At 61.4% G+C, this 18,835-nt stretch carries 18 protein-coding genes and 1 other RNA gene; 9 read left to right on the top strand and 10 right to left on the bottom strand.

Annotated elements, in window-relative coordinates; translation table 11 throughout:
- Nucleotides 1-271: 271 nt before the first annotated feature.
- Nucleotides 272-2,659, top strand: coding sequence for a TonB-dependent receptor plug domain-containing protein (locus C4J83_RS29120; protein WP_124418718.1), 2,388 nt, complete (start codon nt 272-274; stop codon nt 2,657-2,659).
- Between the two features lie 40 nt (nt 2,660-2,699).
- Nucleotides 2,700-3,353, top strand: a complete 654-nt coding sequence (locus tag C4J83_RS29115) for a gamma-glutamylcyclotransferase (protein WP_119737303.1) — start codon at nt 2,700-2,702, stop codon at nt 3,351-3,353.
- Here C4J83_RS29115 and glpT read toward each other — a convergent pair.
- Both glpT and C4J83_RS29105 read right to left on the bottom strand, forming a co-directional pair.
- A complete protein-coding gene (glpT, locus tag C4J83_RS29110; protein WP_106575782.1) occupies nt 3,350-4,687 on the bottom strand; it encodes a glycerol-3-phosphate transporter in 1,338 nt (445 codons plus the stop codon). The genes C4J83_RS29115 and glpT overlap by 4 nt on opposite strands.
- Nucleotides 4,688-4,980: 293 nt before the next feature.
- Nucleotides 4,981-5,958, bottom strand: a complete 978-nt coding sequence (locus C4J83_RS29105) for an NADPH:quinone oxidoreductase family protein (protein ID WP_124418717.1) — start codon at nt 5,956-5,958, stop codon at nt 4,981-4,983.
- Between the two features lie 150 nt (nt 5,959-6,108).
- On the opposite strand from C4J83_RS29105, the gene C4J83_RS29100 reads away from it, so the two are divergent.
- On the top strand, nt 6,109-6,516 hold the full coding sequence (locus C4J83_RS29100; RefSeq protein WP_106575780.1) for a flagellar basal body-associated protein FliL: 408 nt from the start codon (nt 6,109-6,111) through the stop codon (nt 6,514-6,516).
- A gap of 199 nt (nt 6,517-6,715) precedes the next feature.
- On the opposite strand, the gene C4J83_RS29095 is transcribed toward C4J83_RS29100, so the two are convergent.
- The 4 genes from C4J83_RS29095 to C4J83_RS29080 form a co-directional block, all read right to left on the bottom strand.
- A complete protein-coding gene (locus C4J83_RS29095) occupies nt 6,716-7,834 on the bottom strand; it encodes an ABC transporter permease (RefSeq protein WP_124418716.1) in 1,119 nt (372 codons plus the stop codon).
- Complete coding sequence (rbbA, locus tag C4J83_RS29090) at nt 7,834-10,551, bottom strand: ribosome-associated ATPase/putative transporter RbbA (protein WP_124418715.1); 2,718 nt, start codon at nt 10,549-10,551, stop codon at nt 7,834-7,836. The genes C4J83_RS29095 and rbbA overlap by 1 nt, the downstream gene beginning before the upstream one ends.
- A complete protein-coding gene (locus tag C4J83_RS29085; protein WP_124418714.1) occupies nt 10,548-11,513 on the bottom strand; it encodes an HlyD family secretion protein in 966 nt (321 codons plus the stop codon). The genes rbbA and C4J83_RS29085 overlap by 4 nt, the downstream gene beginning before the upstream one ends.
- Nucleotides 11,514-11,654: 141 nt before the next feature.
- Complete coding sequence (locus C4J83_RS29080; protein ID WP_124418713.1) at nt 11,655-12,104, bottom strand: EVE domain-containing protein; 450 nt, start codon at nt 12,102-12,104, stop codon at nt 11,655-11,657.
- A gap of 194 nt (nt 12,105-12,298) precedes the next feature.
- On the opposite strand from C4J83_RS29080, the gene C4J83_RS30570 reads away from it, so the two are divergent.
- The gene (locus C4J83_RS30570; RefSeq protein ID WP_010207387.1) at nt 12,299-12,448 is read left to right on the top strand and encodes a hypothetical protein; all 150 of its coding nucleotides are present in this window, start codon (nt 12,299-12,301) and stop codon (nt 12,446-12,448) included.
- 6 nt (nt 12,449-12,454) lie between these two features.
- Here the strand turns inward: C4J83_RS30570 and C4J83_RS29075 are convergent, their stop codons facing one another.
- The 4 genes from C4J83_RS29075 to C4J83_RS29060 form a co-directional block, all read right to left on the bottom strand.
- Nucleotides 12,455-13,084, bottom strand: coding sequence for a 5-formyltetrahydrofolate cyclo-ligase (locus C4J83_RS29075; protein WP_106575775.1), 630 nt, complete (start codon nt 13,082-13,084; stop codon nt 12,455-12,457).
- Between the two features lie 57 nt (nt 13,085-13,141).
- Nucleotides 13,142-13,320, bottom strand: a non-coding RNA gene (ssrS, locus tag C4J83_RS29070) — 6S RNA.
- 30 nt (nt 13,321-13,350) lie between these two features.
- Entirely contained in the window at nt 13,351-13,668 is a 318-nt protein-coding gene (locus tag C4J83_RS29065) for a cell division protein ZapA (RefSeq protein ID WP_003213956.1), read from the bottom strand.
- Nucleotides 13,665-13,874 (bottom strand): TIGR02449 family protein, encoded by a 210-nt coding sequence (locus C4J83_RS29060; protein WP_003177365.1) that lies wholly within the window; start codon nt 13,872-13,874, stop codon nt 13,665-13,667. The genes C4J83_RS29065 and C4J83_RS29060 overlap by 4 nt, the downstream gene beginning before the upstream one ends.
- Before the next feature lie 138 nt (nt 13,875-14,012).
- Here C4J83_RS29060 and C4J83_RS29055 point away from each other — a divergent pair, with 138 nt between their 5' ends.
- The 5 genes from C4J83_RS29055 to C4J83_RS29035 are packed head-to-tail and all read left to right on the top strand — an operon-like array spanning nt 14,013 to nt 18,802.
- The gene (locus tag C4J83_RS29055; protein ID WP_106575774.1) at nt 14,013-14,570 is read left to right on the top strand and encodes a YecA/YgfB family protein; all 558 of its coding nucleotides are present in this window, start codon (nt 14,013-14,015) and stop codon (nt 14,568-14,570) included.
- Nucleotides 14,571-14,590: 20 nt separating this feature from the next.
- Nucleotides 14,591-15,913 (top strand): Xaa-Pro aminopeptidase, encoded by a 1,323-nt coding sequence (pepP, locus tag C4J83_RS29050; RefSeq protein WP_106575773.1) that lies wholly within the window; start codon nt 14,591-14,593, stop codon nt 15,911-15,913.
- A complete protein-coding gene (gene ubiH / locus C4J83_RS29045; protein WP_124418712.1) occupies nt 15,910-17,097 on the top strand; it encodes a 2-octaprenyl-6-methoxyphenyl hydroxylase in 1,188 nt (395 codons plus the stop codon). Before pepP ends, ubiH begins: the two co-directional genes overlap by 4 nt.
- A complete protein-coding gene (locus C4J83_RS29040; RefSeq protein WP_124418711.1) occupies nt 17,090-17,575 on the top strand; it encodes a DUF4442 domain-containing protein in 486 nt (161 codons plus the stop codon). Before ubiH ends, C4J83_RS29040 begins: the two co-directional genes overlap by 8 nt.
- Nucleotides 17,576-17,584: 9 nt before the next feature.
- Nucleotides 17,585-18,802: a 2-octaprenyl-3-methyl-6-methoxy-1,4-benzoquinol hydroxylase gene (locus C4J83_RS29035; protein WP_164488003.1), complete on the top strand. Its 1,218-nt coding sequence runs from the start codon at nt 17,585-17,587 to the stop codon at nt 18,800-18,802.
- Nucleotides 18,803-18,835 lie beyond the last annotated feature (33 nt).

Genomic DNA, 18,835 nt, shown 5'->3' with positions numbered 1-18,835 from the left:
CTATTTTGAGGGCTTGGCGCGTTGTCAGGCTGAACCGCGGCTGAAATTACCGGGATTGCTGGCCCCAATCCTGATGAACAGGTGCGGCGCTTATGCTTTTGCTTATGCTTTAAAGGTATTTAATTTGTTACATAAATATCATTAAGCTATATATCAACGGACTACCGACTATCTGCCAATAACCAATAACTGACCGCCACCGCCCGCCAGCCGGATCGATCGTAGGAACTCAGAGCTTGACGTTCTGATGTTTGATTCTGAGGGGAGCGGTATGGGGAGCTACAAGAAACACGCGCTGTACACAGCGATTTTGTCGGCCAATTTGCTGACTGCTGTGGGATTCAATCCCGTCATGGCTGCGCAGACAGCGACCACCGACGCACCAAAACTCGACACCGTCATCGTCACCGGCACTCGCGCCCAAGAGCGCACGGCCAGTGCTTCGCTGTCGCCCATTGATGTGATTTCCGGCGACAGCCTGCGCAGCACCGGCTCCGATGAGCTGGGCGCTGTGTTGGCGCGCCTGATTCCGTCGATCAACTTCCCGCGTCCGAGCCTGGTGGACGGCGCCGAACTGGTGCGCCCTGCGCAACTGCGCGGTCTGTCGCCGGATCAAGTGCTGGTGCTGGTCAATGGCAAACGCCGCCACACCAGCGCCTTCGTCAACCTTGGCGGGGCGGTGGGGCGTGGCTCGGCCCCGGCGGATTTGAATGCGATCCCGTTGTCGGCAGTCGACCACATCGAAGTGCTGCGTGACGGCGCGTCAGCGCGTTATGGCTCTGACGCGATCGCCGGCGTGATCAACGTGATCCTCAAGCACGACGACCACGGCGGTTCGATCTCGACCAAGTTCGGCGAGTACAAAAAGGGTGATGGCATCCAGCGCAATGTCAGCGGCAATACCGGGTTTGCCTTGGGCGACAATGGCTTTATCAATGTCTCGGGCGAAGGTGCCGACAACGATTACACCAACCGCGCCGGCGACGACTTCCGTCCAGGCAGCATCGGTTCCACCACGTATGGCCAGCGCGTGTTCCGTCAGGGCGAACCGGCCACCAATGAAGGCAAATTCCAGTTCAACTCGGAATATTCCTTCAACGATGCAGCCGAGTTCTACACCTTCGGCGGCTACAGCAAGCGTCGCGGCGAGACGGCGGCGTTCTACCGGGCGAGCAATGCGTCCAATAACATCCCGGCGCTGAACCCTAATGGTTATCTGCCGTTGATCAAAGGCAACCTGGAAGACACCTCATTGGTCGTCGGCCTGCGCGGCTTGCTGGCTTACGACTGGCATTACGACCTGTCGGCCAACTACGGCAAGAACCAGTACGAGCTGAGCACTGAAACCATCAACACCTCACTGGGCCTGGCCACGCCGCGCAAGTTCGACAACGGCACCCTGAGCAATGACCAGAAGCAAGTCAGCCTGGACCTGTCGCGCGAATTCGACGTGGGCTTCCTGCCGTACCCGGTGTCGGTGGCGTTTGGCGGCGAGTACCTGCGCCAGGGCTATGAAATCGAAGCCGGAGAACCTGCGTCCTACTATCAAAGCGGCAGCTCGGGCCTGGGTGGTTTTCGTGATGCCGACGCCGGCAGCAGCGCGCGGCATAGCTGGGCGCAGTACCTGGACCTGGAAACCAACTTCACCGAAAAACTCAGCGCCTCGGCCGCCGTGCGTCATGAGGACTACAGCGACTTTGGGTCCAACGTCAGCGGTTCGCTGTCGGCCCGTTATGACTTCACCCCGCAAGTGGCCTTGCGTGGCAGCATCTCGAACGGCTTTCGCGCACCTTCCCTGGCCCAGCAGAACTTTGCCTACACCTCGTCCCAGTTGATCGGTAACACCATTCAGGAAGCCGGCACGTTCCCGGCCAACAGCCAGGTGGCCCGCCTGCTTGGCGCCGAAGACCTGAAAGCCGAGAAGTCGCGCAACTACAGCCTTGGCCTGGTGCTGGAGCCTGCCGATGACTTGACCGTGACGCTCGACGTGTACCGGATCGATATCCGCGATCGCATCAGCCTGTCCTCCAACCTCAATCTCAACCCGGCCACCATCGCCTACCTGCAAGCCAATGGGGTAGGCAATATCAACTACACCAGCGCCCGTTACTTCACCAACGCCACCGACACCAGCACCGACGGCGTCGATCTGGTGGCCAACTATCGCTACCCGTTCGATAACGGCATCCGCTGGAACAGCACCGTGGGCTACAACTACAACCACACCAAAGTGACCGACGTGAAGCCTAACCCGGCGATTCTGGACAGCCTGGGCGCCAACCTGGTGCGGGTGGACCGTCGTGAGCGCATCGGTTTGCTCGGCGACACCACGCCTCAGCACAAGCTGAGCCTGGGTAACGATTTCACCTATGGCCATTGGGCGCTGCACAGCAACCTGGTTCGCTACGGTGAATTCACCAGTTATCAGGCGGACAAGGTCAACGACCAGACCTTCAAGGCCGCCTGGGTGTTGGACCTGTCGGCGGACTACAAGCTCAAGAACTGGACTTTCACCCTGGGCGGCGACAACGTCACCGATAAATACCCGGAAAAGGTCAACGCTTACGCCAGCAGTGGCGGCAACCTCGCCTATAGCACTTTTTCGCCGTACGGTTACAGCGGCGCGTTTTATTACGGTAAAGTTGCTTACAACTGGTAACAGCTTATTTGAGTGATAAAGGAGACCTAAGCGATCCGCCATGACCGTTATTGAAACCGATCTTTTGCAATTGGCTTACCCTCCGCGGCTCGATCTGGGGCCGCAACTGACTCACGAGCAATTAATGAGTTCGATGCAGGCCACCATGGCCAAGCACAAGGGTGGGCCGGTCTGGCTGTTCGCTTATGGTTCGCTGATCTGGCGCCCCGAATGCTCGTCGACTCAGCGCATGCGCGCACGGGTTCACGGCTATCACCGGGGTTTGTACCTGTGGTCACACGAGCATCGGGGTACGCCGGAGTTGCCAGGGTTGGTGTTCGGTCTGGATCGCGGCGGCTCATGCAGCGGGTTTGCCTACCGCTTGCCGGAGGATCAGCTGGAGGCCTCGCTTTACGCCCTGTGGCAGCGCGAGATGCCGTATCCCTCATACCGGCCGCACTGGCTCAGCTGCCGTCTGGAAGATGGCAGTCAGGTACAAGCGTTGGGGTTTGTGTTGGAGCGGCATTTGCCCAGTTATGCCGGCAACTTGCCCGATATCGTGCTCAATCACGTACTGGAAAGCGCTTGCGGGCGTTACGGCACCACGCGCGATTATGTCGAGCAGACCGTTAACGCCCTGCGTAGCCACGCCATGCCAGATAAAAATCTGGAGGCGCGGCTCAAGCGTTGTGCAAAGGATTGCTCAGGCGGTTAACGCGCTGCGCTGACGCTGTTGGTGTGCCACAGCGTTGGGATCAGGAAGGCAATCGCCAACAGACACGCGCCTACCAGCAACACAAAACCACCGTCCCAGCCGAAATGGTCCACGGTGTAGCCCATGGCCGCACTCGCTGCCACCGAACCGCCCAGGTAACCGAACAAGCCCGTGAAACCCGCAGCGGTGCCCGCGGCTTTTTTCGGCGCCAGTTCCAGCGCCTGCAGGCCGATCAGCATCACCGGGCCGTAAATCAGGAAGCCGATGGAGAACAGCGCGATCATGTCGATCATCGGGTTGCCTGGCGGGTTGAGCCAGTAAACCAGGGTCGCCACGGTGACCAACGCCATGAACACGATGCCGGTCAGGCCGCGGTTGCCACGGAAGATCTTGTCCGACATCCAGCCGCACAGCAGCGTGCCCGGAATACCCGCCCACTCGTAGAAGAAGTATGCCCACGAGGTTTTATCCACGTCGAAGTGCTTGGCTTCCTTGAGGTACGTTGGCGCCCAGTCCAATACGCCGTAGCGCAGCAGGTAGACGAAGACGTTGGCGAAGGCGATGTACCACAGCATTTTGTTGCGCAGCACGTACTTGACGAAGATTTCCTTGGCGCTGAATTCGTCTTCGTGGCTGGCGTCGTAGCCTTCCGGGTAGTCGTTCTTGTATGCCTCGATTGGCGGCAGGCCGACCGATTGCGGGGTGTCACGCATGGTGATGAAGGCAAACGCCGCTACCAGCAATGCCACGGTCGCCGGCACGTAGAACGCTGCGTGCCAGTCGTTGAACCAGGCCATGCCCAACAGGAACAGCGGGCCGATCAGGCCACCGCCGACGTTGTGCGCCACGTTCCATACCGACACCACGCCGCCGCGTTCTTTCTGCGACCACCAGTGCACCATGGTGCGTCCGCTCGGCGGCCAGCCCATGCCCTGAGCCCAGCCGTTGATGAACAGCAAAATGAACATCATGGTCACGCTGGACGTGGCCCAAGGCGCGAAACCGAAAATGAACATCACCCCGGCCGATATCAGCAGGCCGAAAGGCAGGAAATAGCGTGGGTTGGAGCGGTCGGACACCAGGCCCATGAGGAATTTGGACAAGCCGTAGGCAATCGCAATCGCCGACATCGCCAGGCCCAGCTCACCACGGGTGTAACCCTCGTCGATCAGGTACGGCATGGCCAGCGAGAAGTTTTTGCGCAGCAGGTAGTAACCGGCGTAACCAAAGAAAATACCGGCGAAGATCTGCCAGCGCAGCCGTCGGTAGGTACTGTCTATTTTTTCTTCAGGCAGAGGCGCCTGGTGTGCGGCAGGACGAAAGAAAGCAAACATTCAAGAGCTCCAAATTTCTTGTTTTGACTGCGGATGCGAATGTTACAGTTTCGTTACCGAAAATAGCATCGCCTCTTATCTGCAAACACAGGAAATCGGAGCTATTGCATGTTCTGTTATGAACATGTCGCTAATAGGTAAGTGTGGGTCGTGATTGCGTTCTTCAGAACGATCGGAATCCAAATGTGGGAGCGGGCTTGCCCGCGAAAGCGCTGGGTCAGTCAGAACATGTATCGCTGACAGACCGCCTTCGCGAGCAAGCCCGCTCCCACATTGACCGCGTTTCAGATCAGTCAGCGGGTCTGGACGACGACCTTGCCCACCGCCTTGCGCTGCCCCAGATCATTGATCGCCTGGGCAGCCTGCTCCAGCGGATACACCTGCGACACCAGCGGCTTCAACTTGCCCTCGGCGTACCAGGTGAACAGTTGCTGGAAATTCGCCGCATTGTCCTGCGGCTGGCGCTGGGCAAACGAACCCCAGAACACCCCGACCACCGACGCACCTTTGAGCAGCGCCAGGTTCACCGGCAGCTCGGGAATACGCCCACTGGCAAAACCCACCACCAGCAGGCGGCCGCTCCAGGCGATGCCGCGAACGGCCTGGTCAAACAGATCGCCGCCCACCGGGTCGTAGATCACATCGACACCGTTGCCGTCGGTCAGGCGCTTGATCTCATCCTTGAGGCTGGCTTCGCTGTAGTTGATCAACTCGTCTGCACCGGCCGCCTTGGCCACGGCGAGTTTGTCGGCGCTGCTGGCGGCGGCGATCACGCGGGCACCCATGGCCTTGCCGATTTCCACGGCGGCCAGGCCCACGCCGCCAGACGCGCCGAGCACCAACAGGGTTTCGCCGGGCTGCAGGTTGGCCCGTTGTTTCAAGGCATGCATCGAGGTGCCGTAAGTCATGCTGAACGCGGCCGCGACGTTGAAATCCATGCTCGGCGGGATCGGCAGCACGTTGTAGCCGGGGACCGCGACCTGCTCGGCAAAGCTGCCCCAGCCGGTCAGCGCCATGACCCGGTCGCCGACTTTCAAATGGCTGACCTTCTCGCCCACTTCACTGATCACGCCCGCCGCTTCGCCACCCGGCGAGAACGGGAAGGGCGGCTTGAACTGGTATTTGCCCTCGATGATCAAGGTGTCCGGGAAATTGACCCCGGCCGCGTGCACGTCCAGCAGGATTTCGTTCTTCTTGATCGTGGGGCTTGCGATCTCTTCCAGCACCAGGGTTTCGGCGGGGCCGAAGGCTTTGCACAGCACAGCTTTCATCGGACTATTCCTTTTGGCGTCATGGCCGATAAGTGTAGGAGGGTACGCCCGTGGGTCAACGAGCATGCCCAGGCCTGATAAGTCGCCATAAGCTTGTGCTCAGCCTTGCTAGCGTTATGCTACCCGGCAACCGAATTTGAGGAATGAACTGTGAAAGCGTGGATCCTGTTGATGCTCGCCCTGACCTTGCCGATGGCAGCCCAGGCCGAAGAAGCGAAAGAAGGCGAGGCACCGAAGGTCAGCTACATCAGCCTGACGCCGCCGTTCGTGGGCAACTATGGCCTGGACGGCTCCGCAAAGCTCAAGGTGTTCAAGGCCGACATTGCCCTGCGCGTGACCGGGCCGGAAGCCGCCGCTGCGGTCAAAGCCAACGATGCGTTGATTCGTAACCAACTGGTGGCGTTGTTCACCCAGCAGACCAACGAGGCCATGAGCACCGTTGAGGGCAAGGAAAAGCTGCGCCAGGAAGCCCTCAAGCAAACCCAGCAAGTGATGAACGACGAGACCGGCAAACCGGTGGTGGAAGACCTGTTGTTCAACAACTTGATCATCCAGTAACGGTTCCATGTAGCGAGCGGGCGTGTCGTGGCAGGCAGGTTTGTCGTGGCGAGCGGGCTTGCCCCGCGTAGGGTGGCGAAGCCGCCCCACAACCATACGCCTCGGTACACCTGAACCAATGCGCTGACTTTGAAGGGGGCTACTGCGCAGCCCAACGCGGGGGCAAGCCCGCTCGCTACAACACGCCCGCTCGTCACAATTAAGAGGCCAGGCTTTTTCTGAACCGTGCCAGTGCCACTGCAAAAAACACTAACCCAATCCCCGCCAGCGCCAGCACATCCGGCCACACCACGCTCACGCCTGCGTCCCTGAACAGAATCGCCGCGCTCAAACTCACAAAGTGTGTCGACGGCGATCCCTGCATCACCCATTGCAACCACTCGGGCATGCTGTCCAACGGCGTACTGCCGCCCGACAGCAACAGCATCGGGATGATCACCGGAATCGCCAGCAGCCCGAACTGCGGCGTCGAACGGGCGAGAGTGGCGAGGAATATCCCCAGGGCGGTGCTCGCAAACAAATACAGCGCCGTCACAAACAGAAACAGGCTCAAAGAGCCGGCCAACGGCACGCCGAGCAGGCCTTTGACCACCAGCTCCAGCGACAGCCACGTGCACAGCACCACCACCAGCATGTTGCTCCAGATTTTTGCCAGCATGATTTCCAGCGCGGTCAGTGGCAGCACCAGCAAATGGTCGAGGGTGCCGTGCTCGCGTTCGCGCAGCAGCGCGGTGCCGGTCAGCACAATCGCGAGGATGGTGATGTTGTTGACGATCTGGATCACCGCCAGAAACCAGCCGCCTTCCAGGTTGGTATTGAACAGCGCGCGGGTGGTCAGCAGTGCAGGCGCCTTTTGGCTGGCGGCGGTTTGGCCGCTGTAGTTGAGCAATTCGCGCTGAAAAATCCTGCCGATGTAACCTGCGCCCATAAACGCCTGGCTCATCGCCGTGGCATCCACGTTGACCTGCACACCTGGCTGGCGCCCGGCCAGCAGATCGGCCTGGAAATTGGCCGGCACGTTGATCACGAATGTGTACTCGCCGCTGTCCATGACCTTGTCCAGCTGGTCGTAGGCCAGCGGCGCAGGCGGCTGGAATTCGGGCGGTTGCAACGCCTCGGCCATTTGCCGCGAGAGCGCACTGTGGTCTTCATCGACAAAGGCCACGCTGGCGTTGTGCACGCCAATCACCGAACCGGCGGCGGGCATGTAGATCGCGACTGTAAAGGCGTAGGCCAGAAACAGCAGCAATACGCTGTCATGGCGCAGGCTGGTCAATTCCTTGAAGCCCAGGCGCAGGATATGAGCGAGCTTGTGCATCAGGCCTCCTGCTTCTTGAGCATGATCAGGCTCAGGCCGGTGAACCCGACGAAAAACCCGAACAGCGCCAGGCATTGCGGCCACAACTGGCGCAGGTCGAGGGCCTTGGTGAAGGTGCCCACGGCGATATCCAGAAAGTGCCCGGCCGGAAACAGCATGCCCATCAGCGCGGCTGCGCCCTCCAGGGATGAGCGCGGCACGATCAGCCCGGAGAACTGGATGGTCGGCAGGCTGGTGATGATCATCGTGCCCAGGATTGCCGCGATCTGCGTGCGTGTGAACGCCGAAATCAGCAAGCCCATGCTGGTGGTGGCCAACACATACAACAGGCCGCCAAATGCCAGCGCCAGGCCGCTGCCCTTGAACGGCACGCCGAACAACCAACGGTTCATGGCCACCAGCAACGCCAGGTTGACCAGGCTAACGGCCAGGTACGGCGCCTGCTTGCCCAGCAGAAATTCCAGGCGGGTCAGGGGCGTGGCATAGAAGTTGGTGATCGAGCCCAGCTCTTTTTCGCGCACGATGCCCAGCGCGGTGAGCATCGCCGGGATAAACGCCAGGATCAGCGCCATCACGCCGGGGCCAATGGCATTCACGCTGACCACGTCCTGGTTGTAGCGAAAGCGCGTTTCCAGCTTGGCGGCGGCTTGAGTGCTGCGGGGCAGGCTGCTCAGGTCGGCCAGTTGCTGGAGGTTGCCTTGGTGTACCGCTTCCACGTAATTACGGCTGGTTTCCGCGCGAAACGGCATGCCGCCGTCAATCCACGCCGCCACGGTGGGTTGGCGGCCGGCGTAGAGGTCACGGCCAAAGCCGGGCGGGATTTCCAGGGCGAGTTTGATTTCCGAACGTTGCAGGCGCCGATGCAGTTCGTTGGCATCGCGAATGGGCGCCTGTTCGGCGAAATAGCGCGAGCTGCGGAAGGCTTCCAGGTAGGCGCGGCTTTGTGGGGTCTGGTCCTGGTCATAGACGGCGAAGGCGAGGTTTTCCACGTCCAGGGAAATGCCGTAGCCGAAGATCACCATCATGAACATCGCCCCGAGCAGGGCAAAGGCCATGCGAACTTTGTCGCGCAGCAGCTCTTTGCCTTCGCGGCTGGCCACGGCCAACAGCCGAGAAAGACTGAAACCACGTTTGCTCACGGGCGGCGCACTGGTTTCGCTGACGGTGCTGCTGGGTGCTGCGGGTTCGGGAGCGCCTTGAGCTTGCTCCAGACAGGTGACGAACGCGGCTTCCAGGGTGTCACCGTGAAATTGCTGTTGCAGGGCGTCGGGTGTGTCACATGCCAGCACTTTACCCGCGTGCATCAGAGAGATGCGGTCGCAGCGCTGGGCTTCGTTCATGAAATGGGTGGACAGGAAGATCGTCACGCCTTGTTCGCGGGACAGCTCGATCAGCAGTCGCCAGAAGTCATCCCGCGCCGCCGGGTCGACGCCCGAGGTGGGCTCATCGAGGATCAGCACTTCCGGGCGATGCAGCACCGCCACGGCCAATGACAAGCGCTGGCGCAGGCCAAGGGGCAATTCGCCGGAAGGCTGCTCGGCCACCTCGCCGAGGTCGAAGCGCTGAATCAACTCATCGATACGCGGGCCGCTGTCGGCCTTGGGCAAATCGAACAGCTGCGCGTGCAACACCAGGTTCTGGCGCACGCTGAGTTCGCCGTACAGCGAGAAACTTTGCGACATGAACCCAACGCGCTTGCGGGTCGCCAGGTCCTTGGCATTCACCGGGTTGCCGAGCAGCGTGGCACTGCCCTCGGTGGCCGGCATCAGGCCGGTGAGGACTTTCATGGTGGTGGTCTTGCCGCAGCCGTTGGAGCCGAGAAAGCCGAAAATCTCACCGCGACCAATCGCGAAGCTGACCTTGTTTACCGCCGTGAAATCACCAAAGCGCAGGGTCAGGTCGTGGGCTTCGATGGCGATATCGGTGTTGCCGCTTTCGCGCGGCGGGATCACCAACGGCTGATTGTTGTGGGCGCTGTCGCCCTGGAAATGGGTAAAGGCTTCATCGAGTTTGCCGCTGGGTGTCGCGGCTGCCAGTTCGCGGCTCAGGCCATCGGCGATGAGTTTGCCGCGGTCGAGCATCAGGCAATGTTCGAACTGCTCGGCTTCTTCCATGTAGGCCGTAGCCACCAGCAGCGTCAGTTGCGGGCGCTCGCTGCGCACGCTTTCGACCAGTTCCCAAAAGCGTCGGCGCGACAGCGGGTCGACGCCGGTGGTGGGCTCGTCGAGGATCAACAGGTCCGGGTCGTGGATCAGTGCACAGCACAGGCCGAGTTTCTGTTTCATGCCGCCGGACAACTTGCCGGCCGGGCGCTCGGCGAAGCGTGCAAGGTCGGTGGCCAGCAGCAGGTTGTGCATGCGCTGTTCGCAATCGCCTTTCGACAGGCCGAACAGTGTGGCGAAGAAGCGGATGTTCTCGCTGATGGACAATTCCGGATACAGGTTGCCACCCAGGCCTTGGGGCATGAAGGCAATACGCGGGTACAGGCTGTTGCGGTGGCGGCGATCCTCGATGGAGCCGCCGAGCACTTCGAGCTGCCCGTCTTGAAGTTTTTTAACCCCGGCGATCAACCCCAGCAAGCTCGATTTGCCCGCGCCGTCCGGACCGATCAACCCGCAGCGCGTGCCGGCGGGCAGGCTGAAGGCAATGTCGACCAGTGCCTGTTGCTTGCCGTAGCGATGGTTGATGCCCGTGGCGTGCAGCGCCAGGCCGGTCATTGCAGGTTGGCCGGCCAGTCGATATCCGCCGTGCGCACGTAGCCGGCGCCGGGCATGCCCGGTTTGGCTTGCGGTACGGCACTGGGTTGGGTCAGGCGCAGTTTGACGCGAAACACCAGCTTCTGGCGTTCGTCGCGGGTTTCCACTTCCTTGGGCGTGAACTGCGATTTAGCCGCGACAAAGCTGATTTTCGCCGGCAGCGGTTGTTGGGGCAGGGCGTCGAGCAGAATGCGCGCGTCACTGCCGACGGTCAGGCGACCGGTGACAGAGGCAGGCAGGTAGAGGTTCATGTACTGGTCATTCGGATCGATCAGCAGCAACACGCGACCGCCCGCGCCGAGCACTTCACCTGGCTCGGCCAGGCGCAATTGGATAATGCCGTCGATGGGCGCGCGCAGGCTGCTTTCGTCGATTTCGCTGGTGAGCTGCGCAACCTGGGCCTGTGCGGCGCCGATGGCAGCCTTCACCGAGTTGACCTGGGCTTGCGCGGCGATCACCGCGGCATTACCGGTGTTCTGGCGTGCTTGTTGTTGGTCAATCAACTGGCTGCTGGCGAAGCCGCGCTTGTACAACTCCTGGGTGCGCTTGAGTTCCTGATTGGCCAGCAGTTGCTCGCTTTGGCGCAACTGCACGTTGGCTTGGGCGGCGGCGAAGTTTTCCCTGGCGCGCAGCACTTCGGCTTCGGCCTGGGCGCGCTGGGCTTCGAGGGTGCGGGTGTCCATGCGCGCGAGCAATTGGCCCTTGAGCACTTTGTCGCCTTCATCCACGCGCACTTCGGCCAGGCGCCCTGGGATCTTGGCGGCGATCTGTACTTCGGTGGACTCCAGGCGGCCATTGCCCATGCTCAAGCCTTCGGGCAGGCGGTCCTGGGTCGATCGCCAGTAACCGAAGCCACCTGCGCCCAGTAACAGGACGATCAGGGCGATGGCGAAAAGGCGCGACATATGATGGTTCGTAGACATGGCTGCATCCTGCGGCATTAGCATCCTAGTTTGACCGATAGCGCCGGAGCGGCCGTTGATACCGGTCAAATGAAGCGCAAGCCTAACCCGCTTGGCACGCAGATGCATGCGCCAGAAGTGTGACCGCAGGGTTCTGCCCTTTCAGCGCAGCGCCAGCACCGCCGCCCACTGCTCGGCGGTCACCGGCATCACCGACAGTCGGCTGCCTTTTTGCACCAAGGGCAACTCGGCGAGGGCGCTTTGTTGTTTCAGATAGCCCAGGCCCAGCACCTTTGCGAAGGTTTCGACGTGGGCGACGTTGATTGCACTCCACGGATTTTTCTGCGGGCTGGCCTTGGCGTCGAAATAGTGGCTTTGCGGCTCCAGCGCTGTCGGGTCCGGGTAGGCTGCTTCGACGATCTTGCCGATGCCGGCAATGCCGGGCTCGGGGCAGCTGGAGTGGTAAAAGAAAAACTCGTCACCGACGGCCATGGCGCGCAGGAAATTGCGTGCCTGGTAATTGCGCACGCCGTCCCAGCGGGCTTCGCCGAGCGTTTCCAGGCCCTTGATGGAGAGTTCGTCGGGCTCGGATTTCATCAGCCAGTAGGCCATTGTTGGGCTCCTGAAAAAGGCATTGGGCAAGTTGTCGGGCAATCCCATGACAAACCGACAGTCGGTTGGCGCCAAGGTTTGCGTGTTGGTTCACGTTACCGCAGAATGCGCGCTTTTAAGCTTGACGCAGCTGCAACGGACTACTTTGGAACGTTGTTGTCATCGTGTACGAGGTGCCTGAAGGGGGGCAATCGATGCAACGTAAACCGGATTTACTATGGATTTTGGTTATTTTGTTTGGTCTGGGCGTCGTGACCACCGGGTATGCCCAGAGCTTGTGGTCGAACAAGACCGATGCGCCGGTTGAACTGGCTCAGCAGCAGCCACAACCGTTCAAGCGTTAACACCCTTCAAGGCGTCGCTGGTTCCAGCGACGTTTGTGCGACATACCACTGCTTATCCGTGACGGTGCCTGCCAGCGGCACATCCCAGCTTGCCTGCGCCAGGCGCTCGACTTTCTGACATTCATGGGCCAGCCCCAGCAGCGCGGGCGTGCGCCAACTCTGGCGCCTGGCGAGGTAGGCCAGGCTGCGGTCGTAAAACCCACCGCCCATGCCCAGACGCCCACCCACATCATCGAACCCCACCAGCGGCAGCAGCACCAGGTCGAGTGCCCAGACGGGGCGCTGGCGATTGGCATTCACGCGCGGCTCCAGGATACGAAAACGGTTGGGCGACAACTTGTCCCCAGGCCGCACCCGCTGGAACACCATCTTGGTTCGCGGCCAGGCGCTGAGCACTGGCAGGTAGGTGGCCTTGCCCCGGCGCTGAGCGGCGCGCAGCAGCAGGCGCGGATCGATTTCACCGTCCGTCGGTAGATATAAGGAAATATGTTTAGCCCGGCGAAACAGCGGGTGCTGCGCCAGTTGCCGATACAGGCCAAGGGCGGCCTTGCGCTGCTCGCTCGGCGTCAGTTCGCGGCGGGCTTTGCGCAACATGCGTCGAAGTTGCGGACGGGAAAGCGGCGCAGGTTCGGTCATGGTTTTTCGGCTCATAAAACAATGCCAGTCCGAGGACTGGCATTGAGTTTGGAATTCAGGCTCCCCGACAGAGCCGCTGTCGACTTAGCCCTTGAACCCGAAAGTTCAAGGTGGAAGATGCAGTAGGCTTTAAGGCTTTCCGTCTAGCGGACATGCACACCAGCCCAACGTGCAACTTCCAGGGTAGTGCGAATCGGCTCAGGGACATCGCCGACTGGCAAACACGCCAGGGAGTGGGGCGAGTATACCTTAAACAGACTCGGCAATCAGCCCTTGGGTGGCTCTGGATCGGTAGAAAGTACCAGATCAACCCGTTCCAGCAGGTCGCGCACTTGCTCGCGCGTCGAACCACTGGCCTGCACGTCAGGCCGTTCCTGCTTATGCAGCAAATCGTGGGTAATGTTCAGCGCGGCCATCACGGCGATACGATCGGCGCCGATGACTTTGCCGCTGCTGCGGATTTCACGCATCTTGCCATCCAGGTAGCGGGCAGCACTCACCAGGTTGCTGCGTTCTTCCTGGGGGCAGATGATCGAATATTCTTTGTCGAGGATCTGCACGGTAACGCTATTGCTTGAACTCATGAGTCTTGCTCCAGGGCCTTCAGGCGCGAAATCATCGATTCGACCTTACGCCGGGCGATTTCGTTTTTTTCAATGAGGTGAGCGCGTTCCTCGCGCCAGGTCTTTTCCTGAGCTAATAGGAGTCCGTTTTGACTCTTAAGTTGCTCGACCCGATCAATTAGCAATTCGAGTCTGGCCATCAGCGCTTGCAGGTCGGTGTCTTCCATTGGGTTCCACTGGATTTGTCTGATGAATGGCAACTGCAGGATAAACGATCTGACGCCCTCGATAGTCTTGGTACGTCTGCCGGTGCTAGGATACAGCGCTTCATTCTAGACATTGCGCCGTCTGGCGCCTAGCTCACCATGCCTATTCAGAACTCCCCGTACGACGCTTTTTCCAAACTGCTGAGCACCAGCGGTCATCCTTGCTCGCCTGCCGAACTGCACGGCGTGTTGTTGGGCCGCAGCTGCACCGGTGTTGGCTTTGATGCCGACAATTGGCTGGCTGATGTGGCCGAGCTGCTGGAAACCGAGCCGACCGAGAACGTGCGTAACGCGCTGATCGGCCTGCAAGAGATGGTCAAAGGCGAGCTGACCGGTGATGACGTCACCGTGGTCCTGCTGCTGCCGACCGACGACGCGCCGCTGACCGAGCGCGCTGCTGCGCTGGGCCAATGGTGCCAGGGTTTCCTCCACGGTTTCGGCGTGAACGCCGGCGGCCTGGAGCTGAGCACCGACGCCAAGGAAGTGCTGCAGGACCTGGCGGCTATTTCCCAGGTGCAAGACGCCCTGGAAGAGTCCGAAGACGGCGAAGGCGATTACATGGAAGTCATGGAATACCTGCGCGTCGCGCCACTGCTGCTGTTCACCGAGACCAAAAAGGCCGCTGAGCCAGCCGCACCCAAGCCGTCGCTGCACTAAGAAAGGAAGCCCATCTGCCCATGATCCATATCCCGAAAGCGGAATACACCCGTCGCCGCAAGGCGCTCATGGCGCAGATGGAACCCAACAGCATCGCAATTCTGCCGGCCGCCGCCGTGGCGATCCGCAACCGTGATGTCGAGCATGTTTACCGCCAGGACAGCGACTTTCAATACCTGAGCGGCTTCCCTGAACCGGAAGCGGTGATCGTGCTGATGCCTGGTCGCCAGCACGGCGAGTACGTGCTGTTCTGCCGCGAGCGCAATGCCGAGCGCGAATTGTGGGACGGCCTGCGCGCTGGCACCGAAGGCGCGATCCGTGACTTTGGCGCCGACGACGCGTTTCCCATCACCGATATCGACGACATCCTGCCCGGCCTGATCGAAGGCCGTGACCGGGTGTATTCGGCCATGGGCAGCAACGCCGAATTCGACCGGCACGTGATGGAATGGATCAACGTGATCCGCTCTAAAGCGCACCTGGGCGCCCAGCCACCGAACGAGTTTGTTGCCCTGGATCACCTGCTTCACGACATGCGCCTGTATAAATCGGCGGCAGAAGTGAAGGTGATGCGCGAGGCCGCGCGAATTTCCTGCGCGGCGCACGTCAAGGCGATGCAGGCCAGCCGCGCCGGGTTATATGAGTTCAGCCTCGAAGCCGAGCTGGATTACGAATTCCGCAAGGGCGGCGCGAAGATGCCGGCCTATGGCTCCATCGTCGCTGCCGGGCGTAACAGCTGCATCCTGCATTACCAGCAGAATGACGCCGTGCTCAAGGACGGCGACCTGGTGCTGATCGACGCCGGTTGCGAGATCGACTGCTACGCCAGCGACATCACCCGCACCTGGCCGGTCAACGGCAGGTTTTCGCCCGAGCAAAAGGCGATCTACGAGATTGTGCTGGCCTCCCAGGAAGCCGCCTTTGCCGAGATCGCGCCGAACAAACATTGGAACCAGGCCCATGAGGCGACGGTGCGCGTCATCACCGCCGGGCTGGTAAAGCTGGGACTGCTGCAAGGCGATGTCGACGAGTTGATCGCCAGCGAAGCCTACCGCGCTTTTTATATGCACCGCGCCGGCCATTGGCTGGGCATGGACGTGCATGATGTGGGCGAATACAAGGTGGGCGGCGAATGGCGGGTGCTGGAAGTCGGCATGGCGTTGACCGTGGAACCCGGCATCTATATTTCGCCGGACAACCAGAACGTGGCGAAGAAATGGCGTGGCATTGGCGTACGCATCGAGGACGACGTGGTAGTGACCAAGCAAGGCTGTGAAATTCTGACCGGCGGCGTGCCCAAGACCGTCGCTGACATCGAAGCGCTGATGGCGGCTGCCCGATGAGCCGGGTCAACCTGGCCATCATCGGCGGCGGACTGGTAGGCGCCAGCCTGGCGTTGGCCTTGCAGGCGGGTGCCAAGGCACGGGGTTGGAAAATCGTGCTGATCGAACCGTTCGCGCCAGGCGACAGTTACCAACCGAGCTACGACGCGCGTTCTTCGGCGTTGTCCTACGGCGCCCGGCAGATTTATCAGCGCTTGGGTGTGTGGCAGGACATCTCCCGCCGCGCCGAGCCGATCAAACAGATTCACGTGTCGGACCGTGGCCGTTTCTCCACCGCGCGCTTGTCTGCCATGGAGGAGGGCGTGCCGGCCCTCGGCTACGTGGTGGAAAACGCCTGGCTTGGCCAGTGCCTGTGGCAAGGTTTGGACAAACAAGTGGTCAGTTGGCGCTGCCCGGCGGAAGTCACCCGCATGGAGCCACTGCCCGACGGGTATCGCCTGACGCTCAACGACGAAACCGTGCTCGAATGCGACCTTGCGGTATTGGCCGATGGCGGCCGCTCCGGTTTGCGCGAGCAATTGGGCATCGGCGTGAAAACCCGGCCCTACAACCAGAGCGCGCTGATCGCCAACATCACTCCAAGCGAGGCGCACAATGGCGAGGCGTTCGAGCGCTTTACCGACGAAGGCCCAATGGCCTTGCTGCCGCTGCCGGACAACCGTTGCGCGCTGGTATGGACGCGCATCGGCATGGATGCCCAGCGCCTGGCCAACCTCGATGAGCGCAGTTTCCTGAGTGAATTGCAGGGCGTGTTCGGCTACCGCCTGGGCACGCTGAAACAAGTTGGCGCCCGCCATTTGTACCCGCTGACGCTGGTGGAGGCCGAAGAACAAGTGCGCTCGCACCTGGCGATCCTCGGTAATGCCGCCCACAGCCTGCACCCGATTGCCGGGCAGGGTTTCAACTTGTCCCTGCGCGACGCGAACGCCTTGGCCGAGGCCTTGCTGGCCGGGCCGGCAGTGCCCGGCGACCTGGCAACCTTGCAACGCTATCGCGAGCGCCAGCGCCAGGACCAGCAACTGACCGTAGGTTTTTCCGATCAAGTGACCCGACTGTTTGGCAGCGCGCAACCGTTAGTGGCACTGGGCCGTAACATGGGCCTGCTGGGCCTGGATTTGTTGCCGCCCGCCAAACGCTGGTTCGCCCGTCAGGCCATGGGCCTGGGCACACGCCCTGATGCGTAACTGGCTGACCCGACGCCTGGGCAAGGCGCGGCTGTTGCGCTGGGTGCTCTCCCTGTACCCGCCTTACCTGGGCGCGGGAATTCGGGTGCAGGTCCTCAGCGCCGATTTTCGCCATGCCAAGGTGCGCATGGGCCTGGGCTGGTACAACCGCAATTACGTCGGTACGCAATTTGGCGGCAGCCTGTATTCGATGGTCGATCCGTTCTACATGTTGCTGTTGATGGAGAACCTGGGGCGCGACTACATCGTCTGGGATAAAGCCGCGAGCATCGACTTCGTGTCGCCGGGCAAAGGCCCGGTCTACGCTGAGTTTTCCATCGACGAGGCCTTGCTGGACGAGATTCGCCGGCAAACCGAAGGCGGCGAGAAGTATTTGCCCCTCCTCAAAGTACAGATTCATGACGGCTCCGGCACTCTGGTGGCGCGGGTCGACAAAACCCTTTACGTGCGGCGCAAGCCGCCAGCAAAGCAGGCTTAAAGCATGGACATGCGCGCAGATGTGCTGATTGTCGGGGCCGGAATGGTCGGAAGCGCCCTGGCGCTGGCGTTGCAAGGCAGTGGCCTGCAGGTGCTGCTGCTCGATGGCAGCCCGCTGAGCGTCAAACCGTTCGACCAGGATGCGGCCTTCGAACCCCGCGTGAGTGCCTTGTCGGCCGCCAGCCAGCGCATTCTGGAGCGCCTGGGCGTGTGGGATGGCATTGTCGAACGGCGCGCCAGCCCTTACGGTGAAATGCAGGTGTGGGACGGCAGCGGCACCGGGCAGATCCATTTTTCGGCGGCCAGTGTGCATGCCGAAGTGCTCGGGCATATCGTCGAGAACCGGGTGGTTCAGGATGCTTTGCTCGACCGCCTGCACGACTGCGACCTGGGCCTGCTGGCCAACGCGCGCCTGGAGCAGATGCGTCGCTCCGGCGATGACTGGCTGCTGACCCTGGCCGACGGTCGCAAATTGCGTGCGCCCCTGGTGGTGGCCGCCGACGGCGCCAATTCTGCTGTGCGCCGCTTGACCGGCACCGCCACGCGCGAGTGGGATTACCTGCACAACGCCATCGTCACCAGCGTGCGCTGCAGCCAGCCGCACCAGCGCACGGCGTGGCAACGCTTTACCGATACCGGCCCGCTGGCATTTTTGCCGCTGGTGCGCGATGGGCAAGAGGACTGGTGCTCGATCGTGTGGTCGACCACACCCGCTGAGTCCGAGCGCCTGATGGCGTTGGATGATGAACGCTTCCGCCGTGAGCTGGAGCGAGCCTTTGAAGGGCGACTCGGTACGGTCATCAGCGCCGATCCACGGGTCTGTGTGCCGTTGCGCCAGCGCCACGCCAAACGCTATGTGGCCGAAGGCCTGGCGTTGATCGGTGACGCGGCCCACGTCATCCACCCGTTGGCGGGGCAAGGTGTGAACCTGGGCTTTCTTGATGCGGCGGTGCTGGCTGAAGTGCTGTTGTCGGCGACCGAACGCGGCGAGCGCCTGGCGGATGTGAAGGTGCTGAGCCGTTACGAGCGTCGGCGCATGCCGCATAACCTCGCGCTGATGGCGGCAATGGAAGGCTTTGAACGGTTGTTCCAGGCGGACCGGCTGCCGTTGCGTTGGCTGCGTAATGCCGGATTGAAACTGGTCGACCAGATGCCCGAAGCCAAGGCAGTGTTTGTGCGCCAGGCCCTCGGGCTCACGGGCGACCTGCCAGACCTCGCAAAGCCCTGAATCGAAATATGCCCCCTGTGGGAGGGGGCTTGC

The organism is Pseudomonas sp. LBUM920 (assembly GCF_003852315.1).
Taxonomy (GTDB): Bacteria; Pseudomonadota; Gammaproteobacteria; order Pseudomonadales; family Pseudomonadaceae; genus Aquipseudomonas.
The sequence above is the reverse complement of the archived record's forward strand: the minus strand, read 5'-3'. Positions and strand labels throughout refer to the sequence as shown.

Coding starts and splice junctions, on each gene's coding strand:
- C4J83_RS29115 (WP_119737303.1), top strand. CDS start 2,700: ATGACCGTTATTGAAACCGATCTTTTGCAATTGGCTTACCCTCCGCGG.
- C4J83_RS29120 (WP_124418718.1), top strand. CDS start 272: ATGGGGAGCTACAAGAAACACGCGCTGTACACAGCGATTTTGTCGGCC.
- C4J83_RS30570 (WP_010207387.1), top strand. CDS start 12,299: ATGCAACGTAAACCGGATTTACTATGGATTTTGGTTATTTTGTTTGGT.
- C4J83_RS29080 (WP_124418713.1), bottom strand. CDS start 12,104: ATGGCCTACTGGCTGATGAAATCCGAGCCCGACGAACTCTCCATCAAG.
- C4J83_RS29065 (WP_003213956.1), bottom strand. CDS start 13,668: ATGAGTTCAAGCAATAGCGTTACCGTGCAGATCCTCGACAAAGAATAT.
- ubiH (WP_124418712.1), top strand. CDS start 15,910: ATGAGCCGGGTCAACCTGGCCATCATCGGCGGCGGACTGGTAGGCGCC.
- C4J83_RS29105 (WP_124418717.1), bottom strand. CDS start 5,958: ATGAAAGCTGTGCTGTGCAAAGCCTTCGGCCCCGCCGAAACCCTGGTG.
- C4J83_RS29035 (WP_164488003.1), top strand. CDS start 17,585: ATGCGCGCAGATGTGCTGATTGTCGGGGCCGGAATGGTCGGAAGCGCC.
- C4J83_RS29040 (WP_124418711.1), top strand. CDS start 17,090: ATGCGTAACTGGCTGACCCGACGCCTGGGCAAGGCGCGGCTGTTGCGC.
- glpT (WP_106575782.1), bottom strand. CDS start 4,687: ATGTTTGCTTTCTTTCGTCCTGCCGCACACCAGGCGCCTCTGCCTGAA.
- pepP (WP_106575773.1), top strand. CDS start 14,591: ATGATCCATATCCCGAAAGCGGAATACACCCGTCGCCGCAAGGCGCTC.
- C4J83_RS29095 (WP_124418716.1), bottom strand. CDS start 7,834: ATGCACAAGCTCGCTCATATCCTGCGCCTGGGCTTCAAGGAATTGACC.
- rbbA (WP_124418715.1), bottom strand. CDS start 10,551: ATGACCGGCCTGGCGCTGCACGCCACGGGCATCAACCATCGCTACGGC.
- C4J83_RS29075 (WP_106575775.1), bottom strand. CDS start 13,084: ATGACCGAACCTGCGCCGCTTTCCCGTCCGCAACTTCGACGCATGTTG.
- C4J83_RS29085 (WP_124418714.1), bottom strand. CDS start 11,513: ATGTCTACGAACCATCATATGTCGCGCCTTTTCGCCATCGCCCTGATC.
- C4J83_RS29055 (WP_106575774.1), top strand. CDS start 14,013: ATGCCTATTCAGAACTCCCCGTACGACGCTTTTTCCAAACTGCTGAGC.
- C4J83_RS29060 (WP_003177365.1), bottom strand. CDS start 13,874: ATGGAAGACACCGACCTGCAAGCGCTGATGGCCAGACTCGAATTGCTA.